Below are 21,592 nucleotides of genomic sequence, written 5' to 3'. Positions count from 1 at the left end.
ATGAAAACAATATTATTCAGTCTTCCCGGAAACGAAAAACTCACAGAACTAATGGCTACAAAAATGGATGCCGAAGTTGGCAAAGCCACTTTGCGCAACTTCCCTGATGGAGAATCCTATACACGTATCTTATCTGATGTTAAAGACAAATGTGTTGTACTGGTATGCACCTTGCACGAACCAGATGAAAAACTATTGCCCCTTTATTTTTTAAGTCATACTGCCAAATCATTAGGGGCAATGTGCACCTGTTTGGTAGCGCCTTATTTGGCATATATGAGGCAGGACAAAGTATTTAATGAAGGCGAAGGGGTAACTTCTGGTTTCTTTGGAAAATTGATTTCAGGTTTTGCCGATAGCATTACCACGGTTGACCCTCATTTGCATAGAATTAGTTCATTAGGAGAAGTGTATCAAATTCCAAATAAAGTAATTCACGCTGCCGATGCTATTTCAGATTGGATAAAGGAAAACATCGAAAACCCAGTACTTATCGGTCCCGATTCTGAAAGTGAACAATGGGTTTCAGAAGTCGCCAAAAATGCAGGAGCACCATTTACAGTATTACAAAAGGTGCGTCACGGTGACCGTGATGTAGAAGTCTCTGTTCCCGATGTGGATAAGTACAAGGATGCTACACCTATTTTAGTAGATGATATTATTTCCACCGCGCGAACAATGATTGAAACCGTACAACATTTAAAAAAAGCAGGAATGAAATCACCTATATGTGTGGGCATTCACGCAGTTTTTTCAGGTAATGCCTATCAAGATTTATTAGATTCCGGTGTAGAAAAAATAGTGACTTGCAATACCATTCCGCATCCCTCAAATGCTATCGATTTAAGCGATATAATGGCAAAAGAGGTAAAGAAATTAATGCATCATATATGAGAAAAAAGGGCTTCATATTACTATTAATCTTATTCAGCATATCAATGAATGGACAAACTGAAATGCTCATCGGGCAGATTTCAGGCAGATCTATTGTTCGAGAAAATTTCGATGAAGAAGGTGCTTTTCTCAATAAACAAACTTTTGAAGCTGGTGAAACAATAAAGAAAAATGAATATTACGAAATTAAGGTGGTTACGGAATTGTTTGATAAAGACAAAAAATCCACCGATAAATATACAACGACCTATCGCTGTAAGCCTGATGAAGCCAGTGTAATGGTAATGGCATTTCCATTTTCAAACCCAAAATTAAAAGAAACTGAGATCAATACCACTTCTGAAAATTTTAAAGAGCTATACGATTTGGAAAACTTGGAAGAAATAGAACTGGAAATGAGTTTTGACTCGGGTCTGCTGATTTTTTTTGGTTCAAAAAGCATTATAAAAATTTACGACCGAACATTGGAAAGCAACAAAAACGATATTAATTCAAAAATAAATATTAAGGCCTATGCGTGGGGAATTCGCATTAAACAACTCAACTACACCGTCAACGAAAAATTAAACGAAAACGGCTTATTGACATTTCAAAAATTTACAGAAGAAGACAACAGTTATTTTACAATGACTTATAAATAAGACAAATGAAAAATTACGATACACTATCAGAAGCTATTAACGATTTACAGGCAAACGAGTATCCCTATGATTTCAACTTAAATCCTGAATGTTTGGAATGTGCTTCGTTAAAAATTGAGATCCGACCAGAAGATTTTAAAGTAGATAAAACCTATCGCTTTGAAGGTATGAGCAGTACCGATGACAATAGTGTGCTTTACGCCATTTCATCAAAAAATGGGATAAAAGGTCTTTTGGTAGATGCCTATGGCGTATATGCCGAAAACATTTCAGAAACAATGAGAAAGAAATTACGATAACACTTAAACAAGACAATAATGGAAAATCACGAACACCACAAAAAAGAAGAAATGGACCATTCAAAGATGGATCATTCAAAAATGAATCACGAAAAAAAGGACCACTCAAAAATGGATGATTCCAAAATAGATCATTCTAAAATGAAACACGGCAGTGAAGACCATTCAGGTCATAATCCGGGTCACGGGCAAATGGGCCACGACCACCATAAAATGATGATCGCAGACTTTAGAAAACGATTTTGGGTAACGCTTGTTCTTACCATTCCTATCTTGTTCTTCTCACCCATGATTCAAGAATTTTTCGGTTATGAATTTTTACTTCCTGGAAATTCTTATGTGCTGTTTGCACTTTCTACCATTGTATATTTCTATGGTGGTTGGCCATTTCTTAAAGGATTTGTTTCCGAAGTAAAGAATGGTGCACCTGGAATGATGACGCTCATCTCTATGGCAATAAGTGTCGCTTACTTTTATAGTTCAGCAACCGTCTTTGGTTTAAAAGGCGTTGATTTCTTCTGGGAATTGGCTACACTAATTGCAATTATGCTCATTGGGCATTGGATAGAAATGAAAAGTGTTTTGGGTGCTTCAAAGGCATTACAGCTGTTGGTAAGTATGATGCCTGCGGAAGCTCATCGCGTTAAAGGAGATACTATTGAAGATATTGCGCTTGAAGATTTATTAAAAGATGATGTAATACTAGTTAAGCCAGGAGAAAAAGTTCCAGCTGATGGAGTTATTGTTGAAGGTTCAAGTTATTTGAATGAATCAATGCTTACAGGAGAATCCAAACCAGTAAAAAAAGACGCAAAAGATAAAGTAATTGGAGGGTCAGTAAATGGTAATAGCACATTAAAAGTTAAAGTGGTGCATACAGGTAAAGATAGTTATCTCAACAAAGTTATTACAATGGTTGAGGAAGCACAAAAGACCAAGTCCAAAATGCAAAACCTTTCCGATAGAGCGGCAAAATGGTTGACATATATCGCTTTAGCTATTGGTTTTGGAACATTGGCAGTTTGGTTGCTTTTGGGCTTTCCATTTGTCTATGCGTTAGAAAGAATGGTTACCGTTATGGTAATTGCTTGTCCGCACGCATTAGGTCTTGCCATTCCACTTGTGGTTGCTATTTCTACCGCTGTTTCTGCGCAAAATGGATTATTGATTCGTAATAGAACTGCGTTTGAAGAATCGCGCAAGATATCTGCCTTACTATTTGACAAAACAGGGACATTGACCAAAGGAGACTTTGGCGTTACCAGAATTGAATCTATAGATAAGTCATATTCGCCAGAAGAAATTTTACGACTCTCAAGTGCGTTGGAACAAAGTTCAGAACATCCTATTGCAGTTGGTATCATTAAAAAAGTGAAAGAAAACAATGTTCCCATTCCCAATCCAGAAAACTTTAATTCAATAACAGGAAAAGGTGTTGAAGCCAAAGTTGAAGGTAAACAAGTAAAAGTAGTAAGTCCTGGTTATTTAAGAGACGAAAAAATCACCATTCCTGAAGATGCCTATAGTGATGCTGCAGAAACTGTAGTATTTGTATTAATTGATGGAAAATTGGCAGGTTATATTGCCCTTGCGGATGAAATTAGACCAGAATCTGCGGAAGCTATTAAAATATTCAAAAAGAATAATATTAAAGTCTTAATGGCGACAGGCGACAATGAAATAACAGCCAAGGCAGTAAGCGAGAAACTTGGATTGGATGGCTATTATGCCGAAGTATTACCACACCAAAAAGTGGAAATCGTAAAAGGACTACAAGACAAAGGAGAATTTGTTGCGATGACTGGTGATGGTGTTAATGATGCACCTGCATTGGCACAAGCAAATGTCGGGATAGCGGTTGGTTCAGGCACCGATGTGGCAGCAGAAACAGCCGATATTATTCTGGTAAATAGCAACCCACAGGATATCGCGAACCTAATTTTATTTGGAAAGGCTACCTACAATAAAATGATTCAAAATTTAATCTGGGCTACAGGTTATAATGTCGTAGCAATTCCACTAGCAGCTGGTGTACTATATTCTTCAGGCTTTGTTTTAGGTCCTGCGGTAGGAGCTGTATTTATGAGTTTAAGTACCATTATTGTGGCTATTAATGCGCAGTTATTAAAACGAAAAATCGGTAAAAAATAATGGATAGAAAAGAAAAACTCAACAGGATATCCTTAATTCTGTTGAGTTTATTTGTAGTGATGTTGGGCTATGGCATTTTATTGCCAACCCTTCCCTACTATACAGAGAGACTTGCTCTCAAAGATAATCTGGATGCGGATTTAGTCAATTTTCATATAGGATTACTCACTAGTATTTATCCATTTTTCCAATTACTTTTCGTAGTGGTATGGGGAAAGCTATCAGACAGATATGGTCGTAAACCTATTATCATTTGTGGATTAATTGGTTTTGTAATTATGCAATTACTTACTGGTCTTGCCACATCTCTAACAATGTTATATATCGCTCGAATTTTTGGTGGAATTTTCACTTCTTCGGTTATTCCCGTGAGCAATGCATATTTAAGTGATATTACATCTAAAAAACGTAGAACAAAAATAATGGCTTGGTCTGGTGTTGCCATTAGCTCTGGGGTTATTTTCGGTCCTATCATAGGTGGTTTTCTATCCCAAACAGACCTTCATCTAGAATATTCAATCGGTCAGCTGCATTTAGACCGATTTTCAATGCCATTCTTGTTTGCTGCTATATTGGGATCGATTGTTTTATTCATTGTAATGAAGTGGCTAAAAAATACCGTTCGAGTGCATAAACTTTTTGCAAAAAAAACACCTTTTCGATTTACATTTAGTAACCATTTTGTTGTGTTGCTATCGTTGTCGTTTGTACTACAATTTGTGGTGACTTTATTTGAAACAGTGTTTTCAATTTATGGAAAAGATGAATTAGGCTTTAACAGCAACCAAGTGGGTATTGGTTTTATGCTATGTGGTTCTGTAATGGCAGTTTTACAACCTGTTTTTGCAAGTTATGGAGAGAAGCTGTTATCAATCAAAAAACAAATTGCTTTAGGTTTGCTTATAGCTGGAACATCTTTAATTGCCTTTCCTTTTTTTAAAAATGAATACTTTGTCTACGGCTTAATTATTCTTTTTGCAGCTGGAGGAGCAATGGTAACTCCTAACTTATTATCAGCAGTTTCCTTAATATCAAAAGAAAATACGGGTAGAAATATATCTATACAAAGCTCTTCAAATAGTGTTGGTCAAATTTTGGGGCCTATTTTGGGAACTTGGTTAATTGCTGGGGGGTTCTATTATCCTTTTATTCTTTCAGGAGTAATCACTTTAATAGCCATAGGATTAGTTTATTTGTTAAAGCGGAACAGTCAAAATTAATTTCATCTAACCTAGATTTGAAATAAACGCGTATTTACATGATAGTTAAAAGTTTAATGGTTTGAACTTCTAACTATTTGAATAACTAATTGACAATTTGTTGACCACTACATTAAAGCAGGAAACCTGATTACAGTTTATCGAAAATTAAGGCTATGAAAACGAAAATGCAATCCAGTTGCATCATAATTCTGTTATCTTTGTATTTCAAATGAAAATATTCACATCCATATCAATGGCTATTTTATTCCTTACTCAAGGGGTATCGCCTAATATGGAATTATGTGAGCAACTGGAAAAATTCTCTAATTTCATTTCCCATTATCAAATTCACAAAGAATACGGTGGGGACTCTTTTTATGAGTACGTAGTAGAAGAGCTCTTTAGTGATGATGGAGATAATAAAGCACATCACGATGGTTCGCACGAAGATAAAGCTCCAGTACACTCACACCAGCAGTGCTGTCACCCTTCGGTTTTCATTCCAACCTCAAATAGTATAACCTTAAAGACATTTGATCTTAAGGTAAAAAAGGAATATTCCTATTATTCTTTTCAATTTAATTCCAGATATCTGGAATCTCTCTTTCAGCCTCCACGGGCTTAATTCAGTTTCATAGGGATTGCTATTCCCTATTACGTTGTGAGTTCAAATACTTGCAATTTTTGCGCTTTCGCGAAAGCGTAAAACATTTTGTTTAACTGAATTATTTTCAACCTTATGCTTAATAAAATTATTAAGTACTCCATAACCCATAAGTTGGTTATTGGATTACTCACCTTTGCTCTTATTATTTTAGGGGTATATTCTCTAAGGCAATTGCCTGTTGATGCAGTGCCTGATATTACTAATAATCAAGTACAAGTCATAACCAACTCGCCCACACTTGCGGCTCAGGAAGTAGAACGCCTTATTACATTTCCCATCGAAATAACGATGGCGACTATTCCACAAATTGAAGAAATACGTTCTTTTTCAAGGTTTGGACTTTCGGTCGTAACCATTGTTTTTGAGGAAGATGTAGATGTGTACTGGGCACGACAGCAGGTTAATGAACGCCTTGCCGAAGCTCAATCTGAAATTCCGAAAGAAATAGGTAAGCCGGGAATAGCACCTTTGACCACAGGTTTGGGAGAAATCTATCAATACGTAATCACAACTGAACCAGGTTACGAAGACCAATATAATGCAACCGAATTAAGAACAATCCAAGACTGGATCATCAGGCGCCAATTATTAGGCACGCCTGGCGTGGCTGACGTTAGTAGTTTTGGCGGTTATCTTAAACAATATGAGATTGCCATCAGACCTGAGCTTCTGAACACTATGAATATCTCAATTACAGAGATTTTTGATGCGCTCCAGACCAATAACCAAAACACAGGTGGTGCCTATATTGAAAAGAACGATAAAGCTCTTTTTATACGTAGTGAAGGTTTGGTAGGTTCACTGGAGGATATTGAAAATATTCTAGTCAAACAAACGGAATCTGGTAATCCCATATTGATACGCGATGTGGCTAAAGTTCAAATAGGAAAAGCCATACGTTACGGAGCGACTACCCGTAACGGAGAAGGTGAAGTGGTAAGTGCTATCGTGATGATGCTCAAAGGTGCTAATTCTGCCAAAGTAATAGAAGATGTAAAGGAGCAGATAGCAACCATTAGCAAAACGCTACCCGAAGGTGTGGTCATTGAGCCATTTCTGGATCGAACGAAACTAGTGGATAATGCGATTGGCACCGTGACCACAAATCTAATCGAGGGCGCTCTTATCGTTATATTTATCTTGCTGTTATTATTAGGAAACTGGCGGGCAGGTCTTATAACGGCATCTGTAATTCCATTAGCACTTCTTTTTGCATTCAGTATGATGCATATTTTTGGTGTTTCGGCTAATTTAATGAGTCTTGGTGCTATTGATTTTGGTCTAATTGTAGATGGAGCGGTCATCATTGTTGAAGCCACGCTGTTTCATTTGGGCGCTTTAACGCTTTCGCGAAAGCTGACTCAACAAGAAATGGATGAGGAAGTATTCAAATCTGCAAGTAAGATCAGGAATTCTGCTGCTTTTGGAGAGATCATTATTCTTATAGTTTATCTCCCTATTCTTGCTTTAGTAGGTACGGAGGGTAAAATGTTCGGCCCTATGGCGCAGACGGTAAGTTTTGCCATTCTGGGTGCGTTTCTTTTGTCATTGACCTATGTGCCGATGATGTCTGCGCTTGTTTTAAGTAAAAAAGGCGGTCATAAAAAGAATATTTCTGATCACATTATGAATTTTTTCTATCGCCTTTATGAGCCAGTAATAAAATGGGCGATGCATACAAGGATTATATTAGTTGGAGCAACCTTAGTCTTATTTGCAGTTGCGTTTTTCATATTCAGTACCTTGGGTGGCGAATTTATACCAACACTAGAAGAAGGAGATTTTGCGGTGGAGACCAGAGTGATTACGGGCAGTTCTCTATCCAACACAATTAAGGCGACCACCAAAGCCGAAAAAATCCTACTCGATAACTTTCCCGAGGTAGAACAGGTCGTATCTAAAATAGGTTCTGGGGAAATACCAACAGACCCTATGCCTGTAGAAGCTGCCGACCTTATGATCATTCTAAAAGATAAATCAGAATGGACAACGGCATCAAACAGGGAAGATCTGGCTAACAAAATGGCGGAAGCCTTGGAAGTTATTCCAGGGGTAACCTTTGGTTTTCAGCAGCCCATACAAATGCGTTTTAACGAACTGATGACAGGCGTGCGCCAAGATGTTGCGATTAAAATCTATGGAGAAGATCTGGAGCAACTATCTACGTATGCTAACCAGATAGGACGTATCGCAGGATCGGTCGATGGCGCAGTTGATATGTATGTGGAAGAAGTTACTGGTATCCCACAAATAGTTGTGGATTATAAGCGCAATCAGCTAGCAAAATACGGACTGTCCATTGATGATGTGAATATGGCTATTCAATCTGCCTTTGCTGGCGCTGCCACTGGAACAGTATATGAAGGAGAAAAAAGGTTTGAAATGGTCGTCCGGTTAAGCGATACCAATCGTTCCACAATTTCTGACGTTCAAAATTTATATATTAACGGCAGTAACGGCGAGCAAATCCCTTTAAAACAACTGGCAACAGTTTCAATTATTGATGGTCCGTATCAAATACAACGAGACGATACACAGCGTCGCATCATTGTAGCTTTTAATGTGCGTAACCGCGACGTGGAGAGCGTGGTCAATGAAGTTAGCAAGCTTATCAATACCCAAGTAGATCTAAAGCCGGGCTATACCGTAAGTTATGGTGGGCAATTTGAGAACTTAGTCGAAGCTAGGGAAAGACTTGCAGTAGCTGTTCCGCTTGCTCTGCTACTCATTTTCATATTACTCTACTTCACATTCGGCTCGCTTAAACAGGGAGTATTAATCTTTACTGCGATTCCGCTTTCTGCTATAGGTGGCGTGTTTGCGCTCTGGCTACGGGATATGCCTTTCAGTATATCTGCAGGAGTAGGTTTTATTGCGCTCTTTGGAGTCGCGGTATTAAATGGGATTGTCCTAATTGCAGAATTCAATAGTCTTGAAAAAGAAGGCGTGAAAGATATATTCCAACGCATTTATATGGGAACTAAATCACGTTTGCGACCTGTTATCCTTACTGCATCGGTGGCGTCCTTAGGTTTCCTGCCTATGGCTATTTCACAAACATCAGGAGCAGAAGTGCAGCGACCATTAGCAACCGTTGTAATTGGCGGACTGATTACAGCAACGTTTTTAACGCTGGTAGTTTTACCCATTCTCTACTATTACTCAGAAAAGAAATTCAAGATGAAAAAGAATAAAATTACAAGCGTTTTGCTATTTCTGATGATGGGAACGGCGTACCAAGCAAATGCTCAAACAGAACAAAAAGTATATCAATCCTTAGATCAAGTTTTAGAAGTAGCACTTGAGAACAATCCCAATCTCAAGGTAGCACAGTTTCAAACAGCACGAGAGCAGGCACTTAAAGGGACAAGCTTCAACTTACCTAAAACAGATCTGGGCGTTGAATACGGTCAGACCAATAGTATTGCAGACAATGATACGCGTTTCAGCATCAGTCAGACCTTTGAGTTTCCCACCGTTTATTCGCGTCAAAGCAAACTCAATAGTTCTAAAGTAGCCGCTTCAAAATTGAGGCAGGAAGTCGTTCAAAATGATCTGGTAGCCCAGGTATCTTCGACCTATTACCGCCTTTGGTTTTTGAAGAGCAAGGGAAATGTATTGCAACGTCAGGATAGTATTTATTCCCGTTTTTCTTACGCCGCGCAATTGCGTTATGATAACGGAGAAAGCAACGCACTGGAACTTGCCACAGCAAATGCAGAACTCGCTGATATCAACATTATGGTTCAACAAAATGAAGCCGCAATCGCTGAAGGTCAATTTACCTTACAGAATTTGATGAATGTGGATGACGCTGTTGAAATCGAAACTCCAAAATTGGAGATGAAATCTGCAATGGAAGTTAGCAATACCACAGATATGAACGTTTCAAAAAACCCTCTGGTGTCCTATTACAAGCAACAGATTGATGTGGCAGAAAATGAACGTAAGGTAGCATCAGCAAAACGGTTACCTGATATTACATTGGGTTATTTCAACCAATCATTTATAGGTACGGGAGATGCAGGAACCATTTACGATGCTGGAGATAGGTTTACTGGTGTGCAGCTGGGATTGAGCATTCCGCTATGGGCAAAACCACATACCGCTAAAATTACGGCTGCTAAAATTTATAAACAGGAAACTGAGGCTCAACTAGAGGTCATCGAAAATCAAACCAAATCTAAACTTCAATCGCTGTTTACCGAACTTCAAAAGAATTTAAAAAATATTGAATACTATCGCAAGAGTGGCCTGCCACAATCAGATGTGCTGTTTAAAACCGCGCAACGTGGGTTTGAAGAAGGCGAGATCGGGTACATTGAATATGTACAAGGTCTCAACCGTGCGTTGACTATTCAGGTAACCTATTTGGATTTTTTAAACCAATACAATCAAACACTCATCAACATTGAGCAACTTATAAAAGATATTTAAATGAAGAATATATATAACATCACAATCGCAGCCCTTCTATTGCTTGCAACAAGTTGCAAAACAGAATCGGAGCCCGCAATGGAAGAACATTCTGCAACAAACGAGAATGTTGTAGAGCTTACCCAAGCACAGCTGAAACAGACTTCTATTGAAGTGGGAAAGGCGGTGAAAAGAAATATTGGTAATGAAATAACTGTCAACGGTATGATAGACGTGCCACCACAAGGCAATATATCGGTAACCATTCCTTACGGTGGATTCCTGAAATACACGGAGATGCTTCCTGGAACCAAAATACGTAAAGGACAAATAGTTGCTAAAGTTGAGAATCCAGAATTTATTGAATTTCAAAGAGCCTATTTAGAAGCTATTGCAGATAATGATTATCTAAAATCCGATTACGACCGTCAGAAAATTTTGAACGATGAACGAGTATCATCCACCAAGGTTTTTGAGAAGGCAAAAAGCATATATCTCAACAATCAGGCAACGATCAAAGCCTTGGGAAGCAAACTGCGATTGATAGGCATCAATCCCAAAAACGTTAGAAATGGAACCATTTCATCCACTGTAAATGTGTATTCACCTATCAATGGTGTTGTTAGGGATGTGTATGTCAATACGGGAAAATATTTTGGAACACAGGATGTCTTGATGGACATAACGGACGCGTCAGACCTTCACGTAGAACTCAATGTTTATGAGGATGATATTCCACTAATCCGTATAGGACAGCGCATACGTTTCCGTCTGGCAAATGCTCCCGAGGAATGGATGAAAGCAGAAATTTTCCTTATAGGGAACAACGTTCGGGACGATAGGTCAGTTACCATACACGGGCACTTAAAGGAATCTGAAACTTATGAGGAGCTGCTGCCTGGAATGTTTGTCAATGCCAAAATTGAGGTAGGAACATTAGAAATGTACGCCGTACCAGAAGAAGCCATCGTAAGATATCAAGGCAACCAATATATTTTTGAAGCATTGGGCAACCGCACTGAAGGTAACGCAACAATGATGGATTATGAAATGCTCGAAGTTGAAAAGGGCAATGCGGAGGATGGTTTTGTAGCAATTGAATTAAAAGATAAATCGAGATCTATTGAATCTATAGATCTGGTATTAAAAGATGCATTTACACTTCTGGCCAAAGCAAAAAACAGTGAAGAAGAAGGTGGCGGACACGGACATTAATCAAATTAAAATGACAGAAATAGAAAAAACATTAGAAAATCATCAAGTACGTCCTACGGCGATGCGTATTTTGATTTATAAATACTTGGCTGAAAAGAAGATTGCGGTGGCGTTAACTGATATTGAGTACGCTTTCGCGAAAGCGGAACGTACCACATTATATCGTACACTCAAAACCTTTGAAGAAAAGAAGATCGTTCACCAAATAGATGACGGTACGGGAATTTCAAAATATGCTTTGTGCGAAAGTGGTTGCAACTGTGAGATTGAACAAGATTTACACTTGCATTTCCATTGTAACAATTGCAACGAAACTGTGTGTCTTACGGAACATAAAATTCCTCAAATTAAAGTACCTGATGGCTTTGTTTCAGAGAATGTAAACCTAGTCGTAAAAGGAATATGCGATAAATGCAGTGGTCAATAAATGCACTTCTGTTGCACTACTAATAGAACTACTTTTAATGAAATTTAAAGGATATGAGGTTGAATATTAAAATACCAAAACATCTAAAACAGGCATATAGTAAAGAGTTAGAGTTATACCGCAATAACTTAGAAATGGAAGAATTTGCTATTGCTTGGTATCATTTAGAAAGAAGTCACATTATAGGTCAATCGTATCCAATGGAGCATACCTATTCACATTGGTTAATGTTGAAATTTGGGTTGATGCAAAAGAATACTAAAGAAGTATTTGGTCAAATAATTAGATTAATCGTTGGTGGTTGGAAGTCGTTTATTAATCACGTGCCACTAGGTAATACAGGAGGTTCAAATGTGCCACCATTAAAACGTATGCCTATACCAAATGACATAATTAACTTATTGAATATCAAATGAAAAAGAAAAAAGTAAACTTAAGAGATATAGACACGCAGAAACATTCTGGTGAGCACAGTCACGATGATGGACACAATCACAGCAGTCCAGAAAGTGTTTCAAAATTCAAGACGTATGTACCTGCTATTTTCAGCTTTGTAATGCTTATGATAGGTATTGCAGTTGATTATTTTGACGCCTTACCATTTTTCAAAGGATGGGTGAGAATTGTATGGTATACAGTGGCGTATATTCCTGTTGGCTTTCCAGTAATTAAAGAAGGCTGGAACAGTATTAAGAATGGAGATTTCTTTACAGAATTCTTCTTAATGTCCATTGCGACTTTAGGTGCATTCGCCATTGGCGAATATCCAGAAGGTGTAGCTGTGATGTTATTTTATGCTGTAGGTGAACTGTTTCAACAAGCCGCAGTGAATCGAGCAAAGGGAAATATCAAGGCATTACTTGATGTGCGTCCTAATGAGGCTTTGGTTTTTCGTAATGGTGATTTTATTTCTGTGAATCCTGAGACTGTAGAAATTGGCGAAAAAATTCAAGTACGCGTAGGAGAAAAAGTGCCTCTTGATGGATTATTACTTTCAGAGAAGGGTTCTTTCAATACCGCTGCTCTTACCGGAGAAAGTAAACCAGATACCGTCCAGAAAGGAGCATCCGTATTTGCAGGAAGTATCAATCTTGATGGAGTTATTGAGGTAGAAGCGACAAAGGAGTTTAAGGACAGTTCTATTGCACGTATCCTAGATATGGTACAGAATGCAACAGCTCGTAAATCTAAAACTGAATTATTCATTAGGAAATTTGCTCGTGTTTATACGCCTATTGTAGTTTTCTTAGCGATAGGTCTCACATTACTTCCTTACTTTTTTGTAGATGATTATGTTTTTAGAGACTGGTTATATCGAGCTTTAATCTTTCTTGTAATCTCCTGTCCTTGTGCATTGGTAATCTCTATTCCGCTGGGATATTTTGGTGGATTGGGAGCAGCATCTCGTAATGGGATTTTATTCAAGGGAGCTTCTTTTCTAGACGCAATGACCCAAGTTAATACCGTTGTGATGGATAAAACTGGAACGGTAACTAAAGGTGTGTTCAAAATAAAGGAAGTTATAAGTGATTCCGCTTTCGCGAAAGCGGACTTTATGAAATACTTAATGGCAATGGAAGAGAAATCCACTCATCCCATTGCTAAAGCCATAATGGAATACAAAGCCGAAGGTGCCGACTATGATGCAACCGAAGTAACTGAAATCGCAGGAAAAGGATTGAAAGGAACCGTAAACGGGAAAACCGTGCTGGTAGGAAACAAAGCTTTAATGACTTCAAACGCTATTGACGTTCCATCAGAAACTGATAGTATTGTTCAATCCATAGTGATGGTCGGAATTGACGGTAAATTTGCTGGTTATGTAACCATTGCAGATGAGTTGAAAGAGGATGCTCATCAAGCCATTAAAGAAATACGTGCGTCAGGTATTATTAAAATTATTATGCTATCGGGCGATAAAGATTCTATTACTCAGCAAGTAGCCAAAGAATTAGGCATCGATTGGGCAAAAGGAGGATTACTCCCAGAAGATAAACTCAACGAAGTAGAAAAACTTAAAGCACAACCAGGCACTAAGGTTGCTTTTATAGGAGATGGAATTAACGATGCACCAGTACTAGCAGCAAGTGATGTAGGAATTGCAATGGGAGGCCTTGGAAGTGATGTTGCTATTGAAACCGCAGATGTCATCATTCAAAATGACCAACCCTCGAAGATTGCACGTGCTATAAAAATAGGACGTTCCGCAAGAAGTATTGTTTGGCAGAATATTGTTCTAGCCTTTGGAGTCAAAATTATAGTTCTAATTTTGGGAGCAGGTGGTCTAGCCACAATGTGGGAAGCTGTATTTGCCGATGTGGGTGTAGCATTGCTCGCTATTTTAAATGCCGTTAGGTTGCAAAAAATGAAGTGGGATTAAATCATTAAGATGCTGAATTATTCATAATTATTGATTTTGAGATAATTAGGTTAATATCTTCCTTCAAAAAGTTCGAACTTTGTCCCTTCGAGGTCACAAAATAAAAAGCAGTAGGTATATCTACTGCTTTTTTTAGGGGAATATAAAAAGAGTGGACTTTTTAATAAAACGCTAAATTATATAAGAATTACTTTTTATTATGTAACAAAGGTTACATAATAAAAAATAATAATAATCTAAATGAAGCATATATCTATAATCAAGTATTTAGCTATTTTTATTAGTTTTTTAACGATTCTAATAAATGTTATTGAATCTATTTATGTTTATATATTTAATAAACCCGTTTTTGTTCATTTCTATTTAGTAAAAAAGAAATTACCAATTAAAAAGAAAGAGTTTTTAATCAAAAACATATCTTTTTATCAAAAATTAGATAAAAAAAACAAAGGTTATTTTGAGCATAGATTAACTGTGTTTATTCGAAATTATGAATTTATAGAAAGAGAAAATTTTAGGTTAACTCCAGAAATAAAGATATTAATAGCATCAAGTTATATAAAGTTGACTTTTGGAATGAGAAAGTATTTGACAACAACTTTTGATAAAATTGTTGTTTATCCTACTAGTTTTTACTCTATAATCACCAAAAAGTATCATAAAGGAGAATTTAATCCTAATTTTAAGATGATAGTATTCTCTTGGGAAGATTTTTTACTAGGAAGCATCGTGTTAAATGATAATTTAAATCTTGGAATTCATGAGTTTACACATGCTTTAACTTTTCATGGAAGAAAATCTAAAGATGTTAGTGCTAGAATATTCTATAAAATTTTTGAAGAAATTACTGCATTTATGGATAATGAAAATAATATTGAAAGAGTAAAAGAATCAGGTTACTTTAGAGATTATGCTCTTACAAACAAGTTAGAATATGTGGCAGTTATTATGGAACATTTTTTTGAAACTCCAGAAGATTTATATAATAAATTTCCAGAGCTTCACAGAAAAATTACTCTTATGCTTAACTTTAATTCAATAAAATTAAAGAGCTAATATTTTTATTTGATTTCGATGCAATTCTATTTTTGATTTTTTTTCTAAAGCCTTTAGCAACCTAGAGATAACAACTCTAGAAGTATGTAAATCGTTGGCTACTTGTAAATGAGTAACATTTAAAACGTCGTTACCAACAACCATCGCTTTGTCTTTTAAATACTTATATAAACGTTCGTCCATGTTTAAAAAAGCAATAGAATCTACAGCTTCAATAAATTCGTTAAGTCTAGAATGATAGCTTAGTAAAATATATTCTTGCCAGCTTTTGTATTTACTTAACCATTCAGACATTTTGTTTTTAGGTATCATTAATAATGTAACATCTGTCTCGGCAATTGCTTTGATTTTACTTTTCGTTTCTCCCATGCAGCAAGAAAGTGTCATGGCACAAGTATCACCTTTTTCGATATAATATAAAACTAATTCTTCACCTTCTTTATCTTCTCTTAAGATTTTAATAGCACCACTAATTATTAAAGGAATGGCAACCATATTACTATCAACATCTATAATAATAGTGTCTTCTTTAAATTCTTTATAAACGGCAACATTAGCGATTTCGTTAATTAAATCGTCTTCAAATAGATAACCGTAATGTTGTTTAAGTTTTTCTATCAATTTATTGTTGTTTTAGTTTATTAATTCTTTTAGGTTTTTAATAGTTTCGGTAGGGTCGTCACTTTTAAAAACATAACTACCAGCTACTAAAACATCAGCGCCAGCTTCAATAAGTTTGTTGGCATTTTTATCGGTTACTCCTCCGTCAATTTCTATTTGACATTTAGAGTTCGAAAACTCGATTAAATGTTTTAATTGATTTACTTTTTTATAGGTGTTTTCTATGAAAGATTGTCCTCCGAAACCAGGATTTACACTCATAATACAAACCAAGTCTAAATCGGCAATTACGTCTTCTATAACGGCGATTGGTGTATGCGGGTTTAAGGCAACTCCGGCTTTCATTCCTGCAGCTTTTATAGCCTGAATTGTTCTATGTAAATGTGTACAAGCTTCGTAATGTACCGTTAAAACATCGGCTCCTAAACCTGCAAATGTTTGAATGTATTGATCTGGATTAACAATCATTAAGTGTACATCGATTGTTTTCTTGGCGTGTTTGGTTATTGCTTTTAAAACAGGCATTCCGAAAGATATGTTTGGTACAAAAACACCATCCATAATATCAATATGAAACCAATCGGCATCACTATTGTTTACCATTTCGATGTCTCTTTGTAGGTTAGCAAAATCTGCGGCTAAAATTGATGGTGCAATTAATTTACTCATTTGTTTGTTGTTGTGTTGTTATTTCGTGTAAAGATAATTAATTGGAAGTTGTTTTTTGAAATTTAAAAGTAAGAATGAATGTTTTTTAATGTATTCTTTTTTATGATTTATTTAAATTGACGTCATTGCGAGGAACGAAGCAATCTTTCTTTTACGGTGAGATTGCCACAGTTTACAAAAAAGTAAACATTGCAATGACAGTAGTAAATTTGTAATTGTGATTAACGATACTTTTATATTTTAAAGAGTGTTGAATTATTTGCATTTGAAGCGGTACCCTTTTATACTTAAAATAAATAACCGTCATTACGAGGTACGAAGCAATCTGTTTTGTAATTATGAGACTACCATTGTTTACAGAAAAACATACTTAGCAATAACAGCATAAAAAGATATGGCGGAAAGCTAGAAATAGCTTCAAATAAAAAAACTCCCGAAAATTAATTCGAGAGTTTTATATATGTTTCATGCTTTTCTACAGCATGAGTGAGATACCAAAAGAGGTCTGCGACTTCTATCCAAGGTATGTCATTAATATCTTAGATCTAGATGTATGTTTTAATCTTCTGATTGCTTTTTCTTTAATCTGACGAACACGCTCACGAGTTAAATCGAACGTTTCACCGATTTCTTCTAAAGTCATTGGTTGGTGCTCTCCTAAGCCGAAGTATAATTTTACAACATCTGCTTCACGAGGTGTTAATGTTTCTAACGCACGGTTAATTTCGATACGTAAAGATTCATGTAATAATGTTTTATCTGGATTTGGAGATTCACCTGAGTTTAATACATCGTATAGGTTAGAATCTTCACCTTCAATTAAAGGAGCATCCATAGATACGTGACGACCAGAGTTTTTCATAGACTCTTTTACATCATTCACTGTCATGTCTAGCTTCTTAGCAATTTCTTCAGGACTTGGAGGTCTTTCGTTTTCCTGCTCTAAGAAAGCATACATTTTGTTAATCTTATTGATAGAACCAATCTTGTTTAACGGTAAACGTACAATACGAGATTGTTCTGCTAATGCTTGTAATATAGATTGACGAATCCACCATACAGCATAAGAGATAAATTTAAAACCACGAGTTTCATCAAAACGTTTTGCCGCTTTAATTAAACCTAAGTTACCTTCATTAATTAAATCAGGTAATGTTAATCCTTGATTTTGATATTGCTTTGCTACCGAAACAACGAAACGTAAGTTAGCCTTCGTTAATTTTTCTAAGGCTCTTTGGTCACCAGCTTTAATTCTTTGTGCCAGTTCAACTTCTTCATCTGCAGTAATTAAATCTACCTTTCCTATTTCTTGTAAATATTTATCTAATGATGCGGTTTCTCTATTAGTAACCTGCTTGGTAATCTTTAGTTGTCTCATCTAATTAAGTAATATTTTTAATTCATCAATCCGTCTACATTAAGTTATACGTATGATGTTTCAATAATGTTACAAAATAAATAAAACTTTTTATTTATTTCGACAAGCAGTTAAATTTTTGTTAAATTTGGTTCGTAAAAAGAAATATTAGTGACCCTCTTCTTTAAAGAGTGTCTAAGATAACTGCAAGACAAGCTATAAACCTAGAATCAAACTCAGCTATTGAAACCCCTTGATGACACAAAACTAAGCGATGAGGAGCTGGTTAGTAAAATAGTAGAAAAAAATGATACTCATTTATTCGCTGTTTTATATGACCGTTACGCAGGTGTTGTTTATAATAAATGTTATGGTTTTTCAAAAAACAAAGAAGAGGCCCAAGATTTAACACACGATGTGTTTATTAGGTTATTTGTGAAATTAAGAACTTTTAAAGGAAGATCTAAGTTTTCTACATGGTTGTATTCTTTTACCTACAATTTCTGCGTAAATTATGTACAAAGAAATAAAGAGAAGAAGAAAGAAAAAGTAACTGTTGTAACAGATAATATTAAAGAAGATAGTAATGAGGATGAAATTGATGATGCTGCGTTATTTGAGCTAAAGGCAGATAAGTTAGCAAAGGCACTCGAGAAAATACAGGTTTCTGAAAAGATGATTTTATTAATGAAGTATCAAGACGATATGAGTATTAAAGAAATTTCAGAAGCATTAGAATTAGGAGATAGCGCAGTAAAAATGCGTTTAAAACGAGCGAAAGAAAAAGTTATAAAAGCATATAATGCACTGTAATAATTATGGAGAATCCATTTAAGAAAATATTACATAACGAAGAATTGCCAGAGGCACTTAAAGGAAAAGTGCTAAACGATGTGGCAATGATTAAGCTATCGATAGATATGGCTGATTTATTTGTGGTTAAATACCCAAGTACAATTACTGATTTATTAGGTGGTGGTGCATCTAAAAATGAATTTAACAGCAACGAATAAAGAACCAATACGAAACTATGAATATATTACAAATTGATATTATTAAGCCCTTCAAAAATATTTTTCAGAATATTATAGATTCATTACCAACAGTGCTTGGCTTTTTAGGCTTTGTTATATTAGCTTGGTTAATCATCAAGCTCTTTTTGTTTATTGTTAGAAAAGCATTAACAAAAACAAAGATTGATGAATGGTCTAAAAAATTAAGTGAAACTCAAATATTTGGTAATTCTACCATAAATATTGTATTAACAAATGCAATACTCGCGGTGTTAAAATGGTTTTTAATTTTAACCTTTGTAATGGCTGGATCTAATATCTTTGGTTTGACAGTGGTTTCAGAAGGTATTACAAGCTTTTTTGCATATTTACCAAAATTATTAACAGCGTTAGGTATTTTTGTTGCTGGGGCCTATTTAGGTACAATGGTTAAGAAGGCAATACAAACAATGTTTAAATCGTTAGAAATATCAGGAGGAAACCTTGTAGGGAATATCGCTTTTTATTTAATAGTAGTTTTCCTGTCAATAACAGCATTAGATCAAGCAGGTGTAGATACATCAGTAATTAAAAGCAATTTAACTCTTTTAATAGGTTCCGTTCTGTTGGCATTCACTTTAGCCTTTGGTTTAGGGGCAAAAGAGGTTGTTGCAAGATTACTTTATGGTTATTATTCTAGGAAAAATGTAAGCATTGGTAAAGAAGTTATTATAGGTGATGTTGAAGGTGTTGTAATAGCCATAGATAATATTTGTTTAACCATTAAAACAGCTGATGGAAAAGTTGTTTTTCCTATTAAAGAGGTGGTAGACAGTAAAATAGTTGTTAAAAATTAATGATTTGTCGGTTTTTATTTTATATTTGTTGATAATAATGAAAAATTAATTAAGAAAATGATAGATTTCGGGGGACTTCTATCTTATAGATAAAGATTTATCTTTATCGTTATGACCATCGAAAGATGGTCATTTTTTTTGTGAAATAAAGTGACTTAAATAAAAAAGAGGTGTCAAACTACTAGATGATAGATTCGGGGGGATCTATCATCTAGTAGTTAAATTAAATGACTTCCTGTAAGGGAAGTCATTTTTCGTTTACAGGAAATAAAATACATAAAAAAAGCCACTGTTAACAGTGGCTTTTTTTACTCGAAAGATAAGTGGAGAAACACTCCTCTTGTACCTAAGAAATCAATTGGGTCTGTCCATTGACTTGGGCTAGTATTATCGTAAACGGTTTCGTTATTAACTGCAAAGATTCCTCTAATAGAAGGAGAAAATTTAAAATAACTTAAATAAATATCTATTCCAACACCTACTTCGTACATTATATTACTAGAAGTAGTTCTAAATTCACCACCAAAATTATCATCGCTATTACTTTCATTACTAGAAAAATTATAATCGTATGATATACCACCTAATACATACGGCCTAACATTGTTAAGTCTGTTGGTGCTAAATTTTAAGATAAAAGGTAAATGCAAATAAGTAGCACCGACTTCTCTTTCTTTCTGATTCTCTGTGCCAGCAATATGTTTAAAACGTAATGTTTTAGTATTAGACATTAAGCCTGGTTCAAAACGAAGGTTGATATTGTTATGCAGCCTTAAATCAGCAATTAAACCAACATTAAACCCTATAGATGAACTTACTTCTATCTCAGCATTATTAAATGCGCTAGGTTTATAGGCAACTTTATATCCATTATTATTTAAACCTAGATAAAAACCATAATGAAATATAGGTTTATCAAAACTAGGTAGGTTTAATATCTTTTCGCTTTGCGCTTGAAAGCTAATGCTGATAAATGCGAAAAATCCGAAGAATAAAAGTTTTTTTAACATACTATTTTAAAGCGGTATAAATTGATGCGACTCCAAAAGTCACAGGTAAATTCTTTGCATTGTTAAACCCGTTTTTTTGTAAAATATTGTTAAAGGCTTCACCAAAAGGAAAAGAATTTGCACTTTCTGATAAATAAGAGTAGGCAACTTTGTCTTTTGAAAATATTTTACCAATAACGGGTAAGATAAAATTGGTATAAAACTTATACCCTTGTTTAAAAGGAAACTTAGTCGGGTTAGAGGTTTCTAAGACCACAAATTTACCACCAGGTTTTAAAATACGGTATATTTCAGTTAAACCTTTATCTAAGTTTTCGAAATTACGAACTCCAAAAGAAACAGTAATAGCATCGAAAGTATTATCATCAAAAGGCATGTCTTCGCTATCGCCAACAATCATTTCAATCTTATCACTTAAGTTTGCTTTTGCAATTTTTTGTTTACCAACTTCTAGCATCCCTGCAGAAATATCTAAACCTACAATTCTTTGTGGCTTCAATTTTGCCATCATTAAAGCCAAATCGCCTGTTCCGGTAGCGATGTCTAAAATGTATTGCGGATTATTTTCGCCAACTAATTTTACCACTTTTTTTCGCCAACTTACATCAATTCCTAAAGAGATAACACGGTTTAAGCCGTCATAATCTTCAGAGATATTGTCGAACATTTTTGCAACTTGCTCTTTTTTTCCTAATTCAGAATCTTTGTATGGTTTGATGGTTTTTGACATATAATTTA

The 21,592-nt window shown here is 35.4% G+C and carries 20 protein-coding genes; 15 read left to right on the top strand and 5 right to left on the bottom strand.

From position 1 onward, the window contains the following. The 12 genes from AC28QF_RS05730 (at position 1) to AC28QF_RS05675 (ending at position 15,348) form a co-directional block, all read left to right on the top strand. Complete coding sequence (locus AC28QF_RS05730) at positions 1-894, top strand: ribose-phosphate pyrophosphokinase (RefSeq protein WP_488201167.1); 894 nt, start codon at positions 1-3, stop codon at positions 892-894. A 44-nt stretch (positions 895-938) separates the two neighbouring features. Continuing rightward, a complete protein-coding gene (locus AC28QF_RS05725) occupies positions 939-1,535 on the top strand; it encodes a hypothetical protein (RefSeq protein WP_261375255.1) in 597 nt (198 codons plus the stop codon). 5 nt (positions 1,536-1,540) lie between these two features. Continuing rightward, positions 1,541-1,834 (top strand): phosphoribosylpyrophosphate synthetase, encoded by a 294-nt coding sequence (locus AC28QF_RS05720; protein WP_145000763.1) that lies wholly within the window; start codon positions 1,541-1,543, stop codon positions 1,832-1,834. An 18-nt stretch (positions 1,835-1,852) separates the two neighbouring features. Continuing rightward, positions 1,853-3,985 carry a copper-translocating P-type ATPase gene (locus tag AC28QF_RS05715; protein WP_145000765.1) on the top strand — a complete coding sequence of 711 codons (2,133 nt, stop codon included), beginning with the start codon at positions 1,853-1,855 and terminating at the stop codon, positions 3,983-3,985. Further along, a complete protein-coding gene (locus AC28QF_RS05710) occupies positions 3,985-5,205 on the top strand; it encodes an MFS transporter (RefSeq protein ID WP_145000767.1) in 1,221 nt (406 codons plus the stop codon). The genes AC28QF_RS05715 and AC28QF_RS05710 overlap by 1 nt, the downstream gene beginning before the upstream one ends. A gap of 235 nt (positions 5,206-5,440) precedes the next feature. Next, positions 5,441-5,812, top strand: coding sequence for a hypothetical protein (locus AC28QF_RS05705; protein ID WP_349372916.1), 372 nt, complete (start codon positions 5,441-5,443; stop codon positions 5,810-5,812). A 114-nt stretch (positions 5,813-5,926) separates the two neighbouring features. Next, positions 5,927-10,291 carry a CusA/CzcA family heavy metal efflux RND transporter gene (locus AC28QF_RS05700; protein ID WP_145000771.1) on the top strand — a complete coding sequence of 1,455 codons (4,365 nt, stop codon included), beginning with the start codon at positions 5,927-5,929 and terminating at the stop codon, positions 10,289-10,291. After that, entirely contained in the window at positions 10,292-11,485 is a 1,194-nt protein-coding gene (locus AC28QF_RS05695; RefSeq protein ID WP_145000773.1) for an efflux RND transporter periplasmic adaptor subunit, read from the top strand. It abuts the gene before it with no gap. Positions 11,486-11,495: 10 nt separating this feature from the next. After that, positions 11,496-11,912 carry a Fur family transcriptional regulator gene (locus tag AC28QF_RS05690; RefSeq protein WP_042293777.1) on the top strand — a complete coding sequence of 139 codons (417 nt, stop codon included), beginning with the start codon at positions 11,496-11,498 and terminating at the stop codon, positions 11,910-11,912. Between the two features lie 53 nt (positions 11,913-11,965). Next, positions 11,966-12,328: a DUF3703 domain-containing protein gene (locus AC28QF_RS05685; protein ID WP_042270709.1), complete on the top strand. Its 363-nt coding sequence runs from the start codon at positions 11,966-11,968 to the stop codon at positions 12,326-12,328. Further along, positions 12,325-14,292, top strand: a complete 1,968-nt coding sequence (locus tag AC28QF_RS05680; protein WP_488201168.1) for a heavy metal translocating P-type ATPase — start codon at positions 12,325-12,327, stop codon at positions 14,290-14,292. The genes AC28QF_RS05685 and AC28QF_RS05680 overlap by 4 nt, the downstream gene beginning before the upstream one ends. Positions 14,293-14,532: 240 nt before the next feature. Beyond that, a complete protein-coding gene (locus tag AC28QF_RS05675) occupies positions 14,533-15,348 on the top strand; it encodes a zinc-dependent peptidase (RefSeq protein WP_488201169.1) in 816 nt (271 codons plus the stop codon). On the opposite strand, the gene AC28QF_RS05670 is transcribed toward AC28QF_RS05675, so the two are convergent. The 3 genes from AC28QF_RS05670 to AC28QF_RS05660 form a co-directional block, all read right to left on the bottom strand. After that, a complete protein-coding gene (locus tag AC28QF_RS05670; RefSeq protein ID WP_488201170.1) occupies positions 15,337-15,969 on the bottom strand; it encodes a Crp/Fnr family transcriptional regulator in 633 nt (210 codons plus the stop codon). The genes AC28QF_RS05675 and AC28QF_RS05670 overlap by 12 nt on opposite strands. A gap of 12 nt (positions 15,970-15,981) precedes the next feature. Next, positions 15,982-16,638: a ribulose-phosphate 3-epimerase gene (gene rpe, locus AC28QF_RS05665; protein WP_488201171.1), complete on the bottom strand. Its 657-nt coding sequence runs from the start codon at positions 16,636-16,638 to the stop codon at positions 15,982-15,984. Positions 16,639-17,152: 514 nt separating this feature from the next. Beyond that, entirely contained in the window at positions 17,153-18,016 is an 864-nt protein-coding gene (locus AC28QF_RS05660; protein ID WP_028890199.1) for a sigma-70 family RNA polymerase sigma factor, read from the bottom strand. A gap of 222 nt (positions 18,017-18,238) precedes the next feature. On the opposite strand from AC28QF_RS05660, the gene AC28QF_RS05655 reads away from it, so the two are divergent. Genes AC28QF_RS05655 through AC28QF_RS05645 form a run of 3 tightly spaced genes read left to right on the top strand, consistent with a single transcriptional unit; the run spans position 18,239 to position 19,844 of the window. Continuing rightward, on the top strand, positions 18,239-18,808 hold the full coding sequence (locus tag AC28QF_RS05655) for an RNA polymerase sigma factor (protein WP_488201172.1): 570 nt from the start codon (positions 18,239-18,241) through the stop codon (positions 18,806-18,808). Positions 18,809-18,813: 5 nt separating this feature from the next. Next, positions 18,814-19,008 carry a hypothetical protein gene (locus AC28QF_RS05650; protein ID WP_488201173.1) on the top strand — a complete coding sequence of 65 codons (195 nt, stop codon included), beginning with the start codon at positions 18,814-18,816 and terminating at the stop codon, positions 19,006-19,008. Between the two features lie 17 nt (positions 19,009-19,025). Continuing rightward, on the top strand, positions 19,026-19,844 hold the full coding sequence (locus AC28QF_RS05645) for a mechanosensitive ion channel family protein (RefSeq protein WP_488201174.1): 819 nt from the start codon (positions 19,026-19,028) through the stop codon (positions 19,842-19,844). A 308-nt stretch (positions 19,845-20,152) separates the two neighbouring features. Here AC28QF_RS05645 and porT read toward each other — a convergent pair whose 3' ends face one another. Together porT and ubiE are read right to left on the bottom strand one after the other, a co-directional pair. After that, positions 20,153-20,854, bottom strand: coding sequence for a type IX secretion/gliding motility protein PorT/SprT (gene porT, locus AC28QF_RS05640; protein ID WP_488201175.1), 702 nt, complete (start codon positions 20,852-20,854; stop codon positions 20,153-20,155). 1 nt (position 20,855) lies between these two features. Then, complete coding sequence (gene ubiE / locus AC28QF_RS05635; protein ID WP_488201176.1) at positions 20,856-21,584, bottom strand: bifunctional demethylmenaquinone methyltransferase/2-methoxy-6-polyprenyl-1,4-benzoquinol methylase UbiE; 729 nt, start codon at positions 21,582-21,584, stop codon at positions 20,856-20,858. Positions 21,585-21,592: the final 8 nt, after the last annotated feature.

Source organism: Tenacibaculum sp. M1.3A (genome assembly GCF_057732375.1).
Note: the sequence above shows the minus strand (reverse complement) of the source record. Positions and strands in the feature narration are given on the sequence as shown.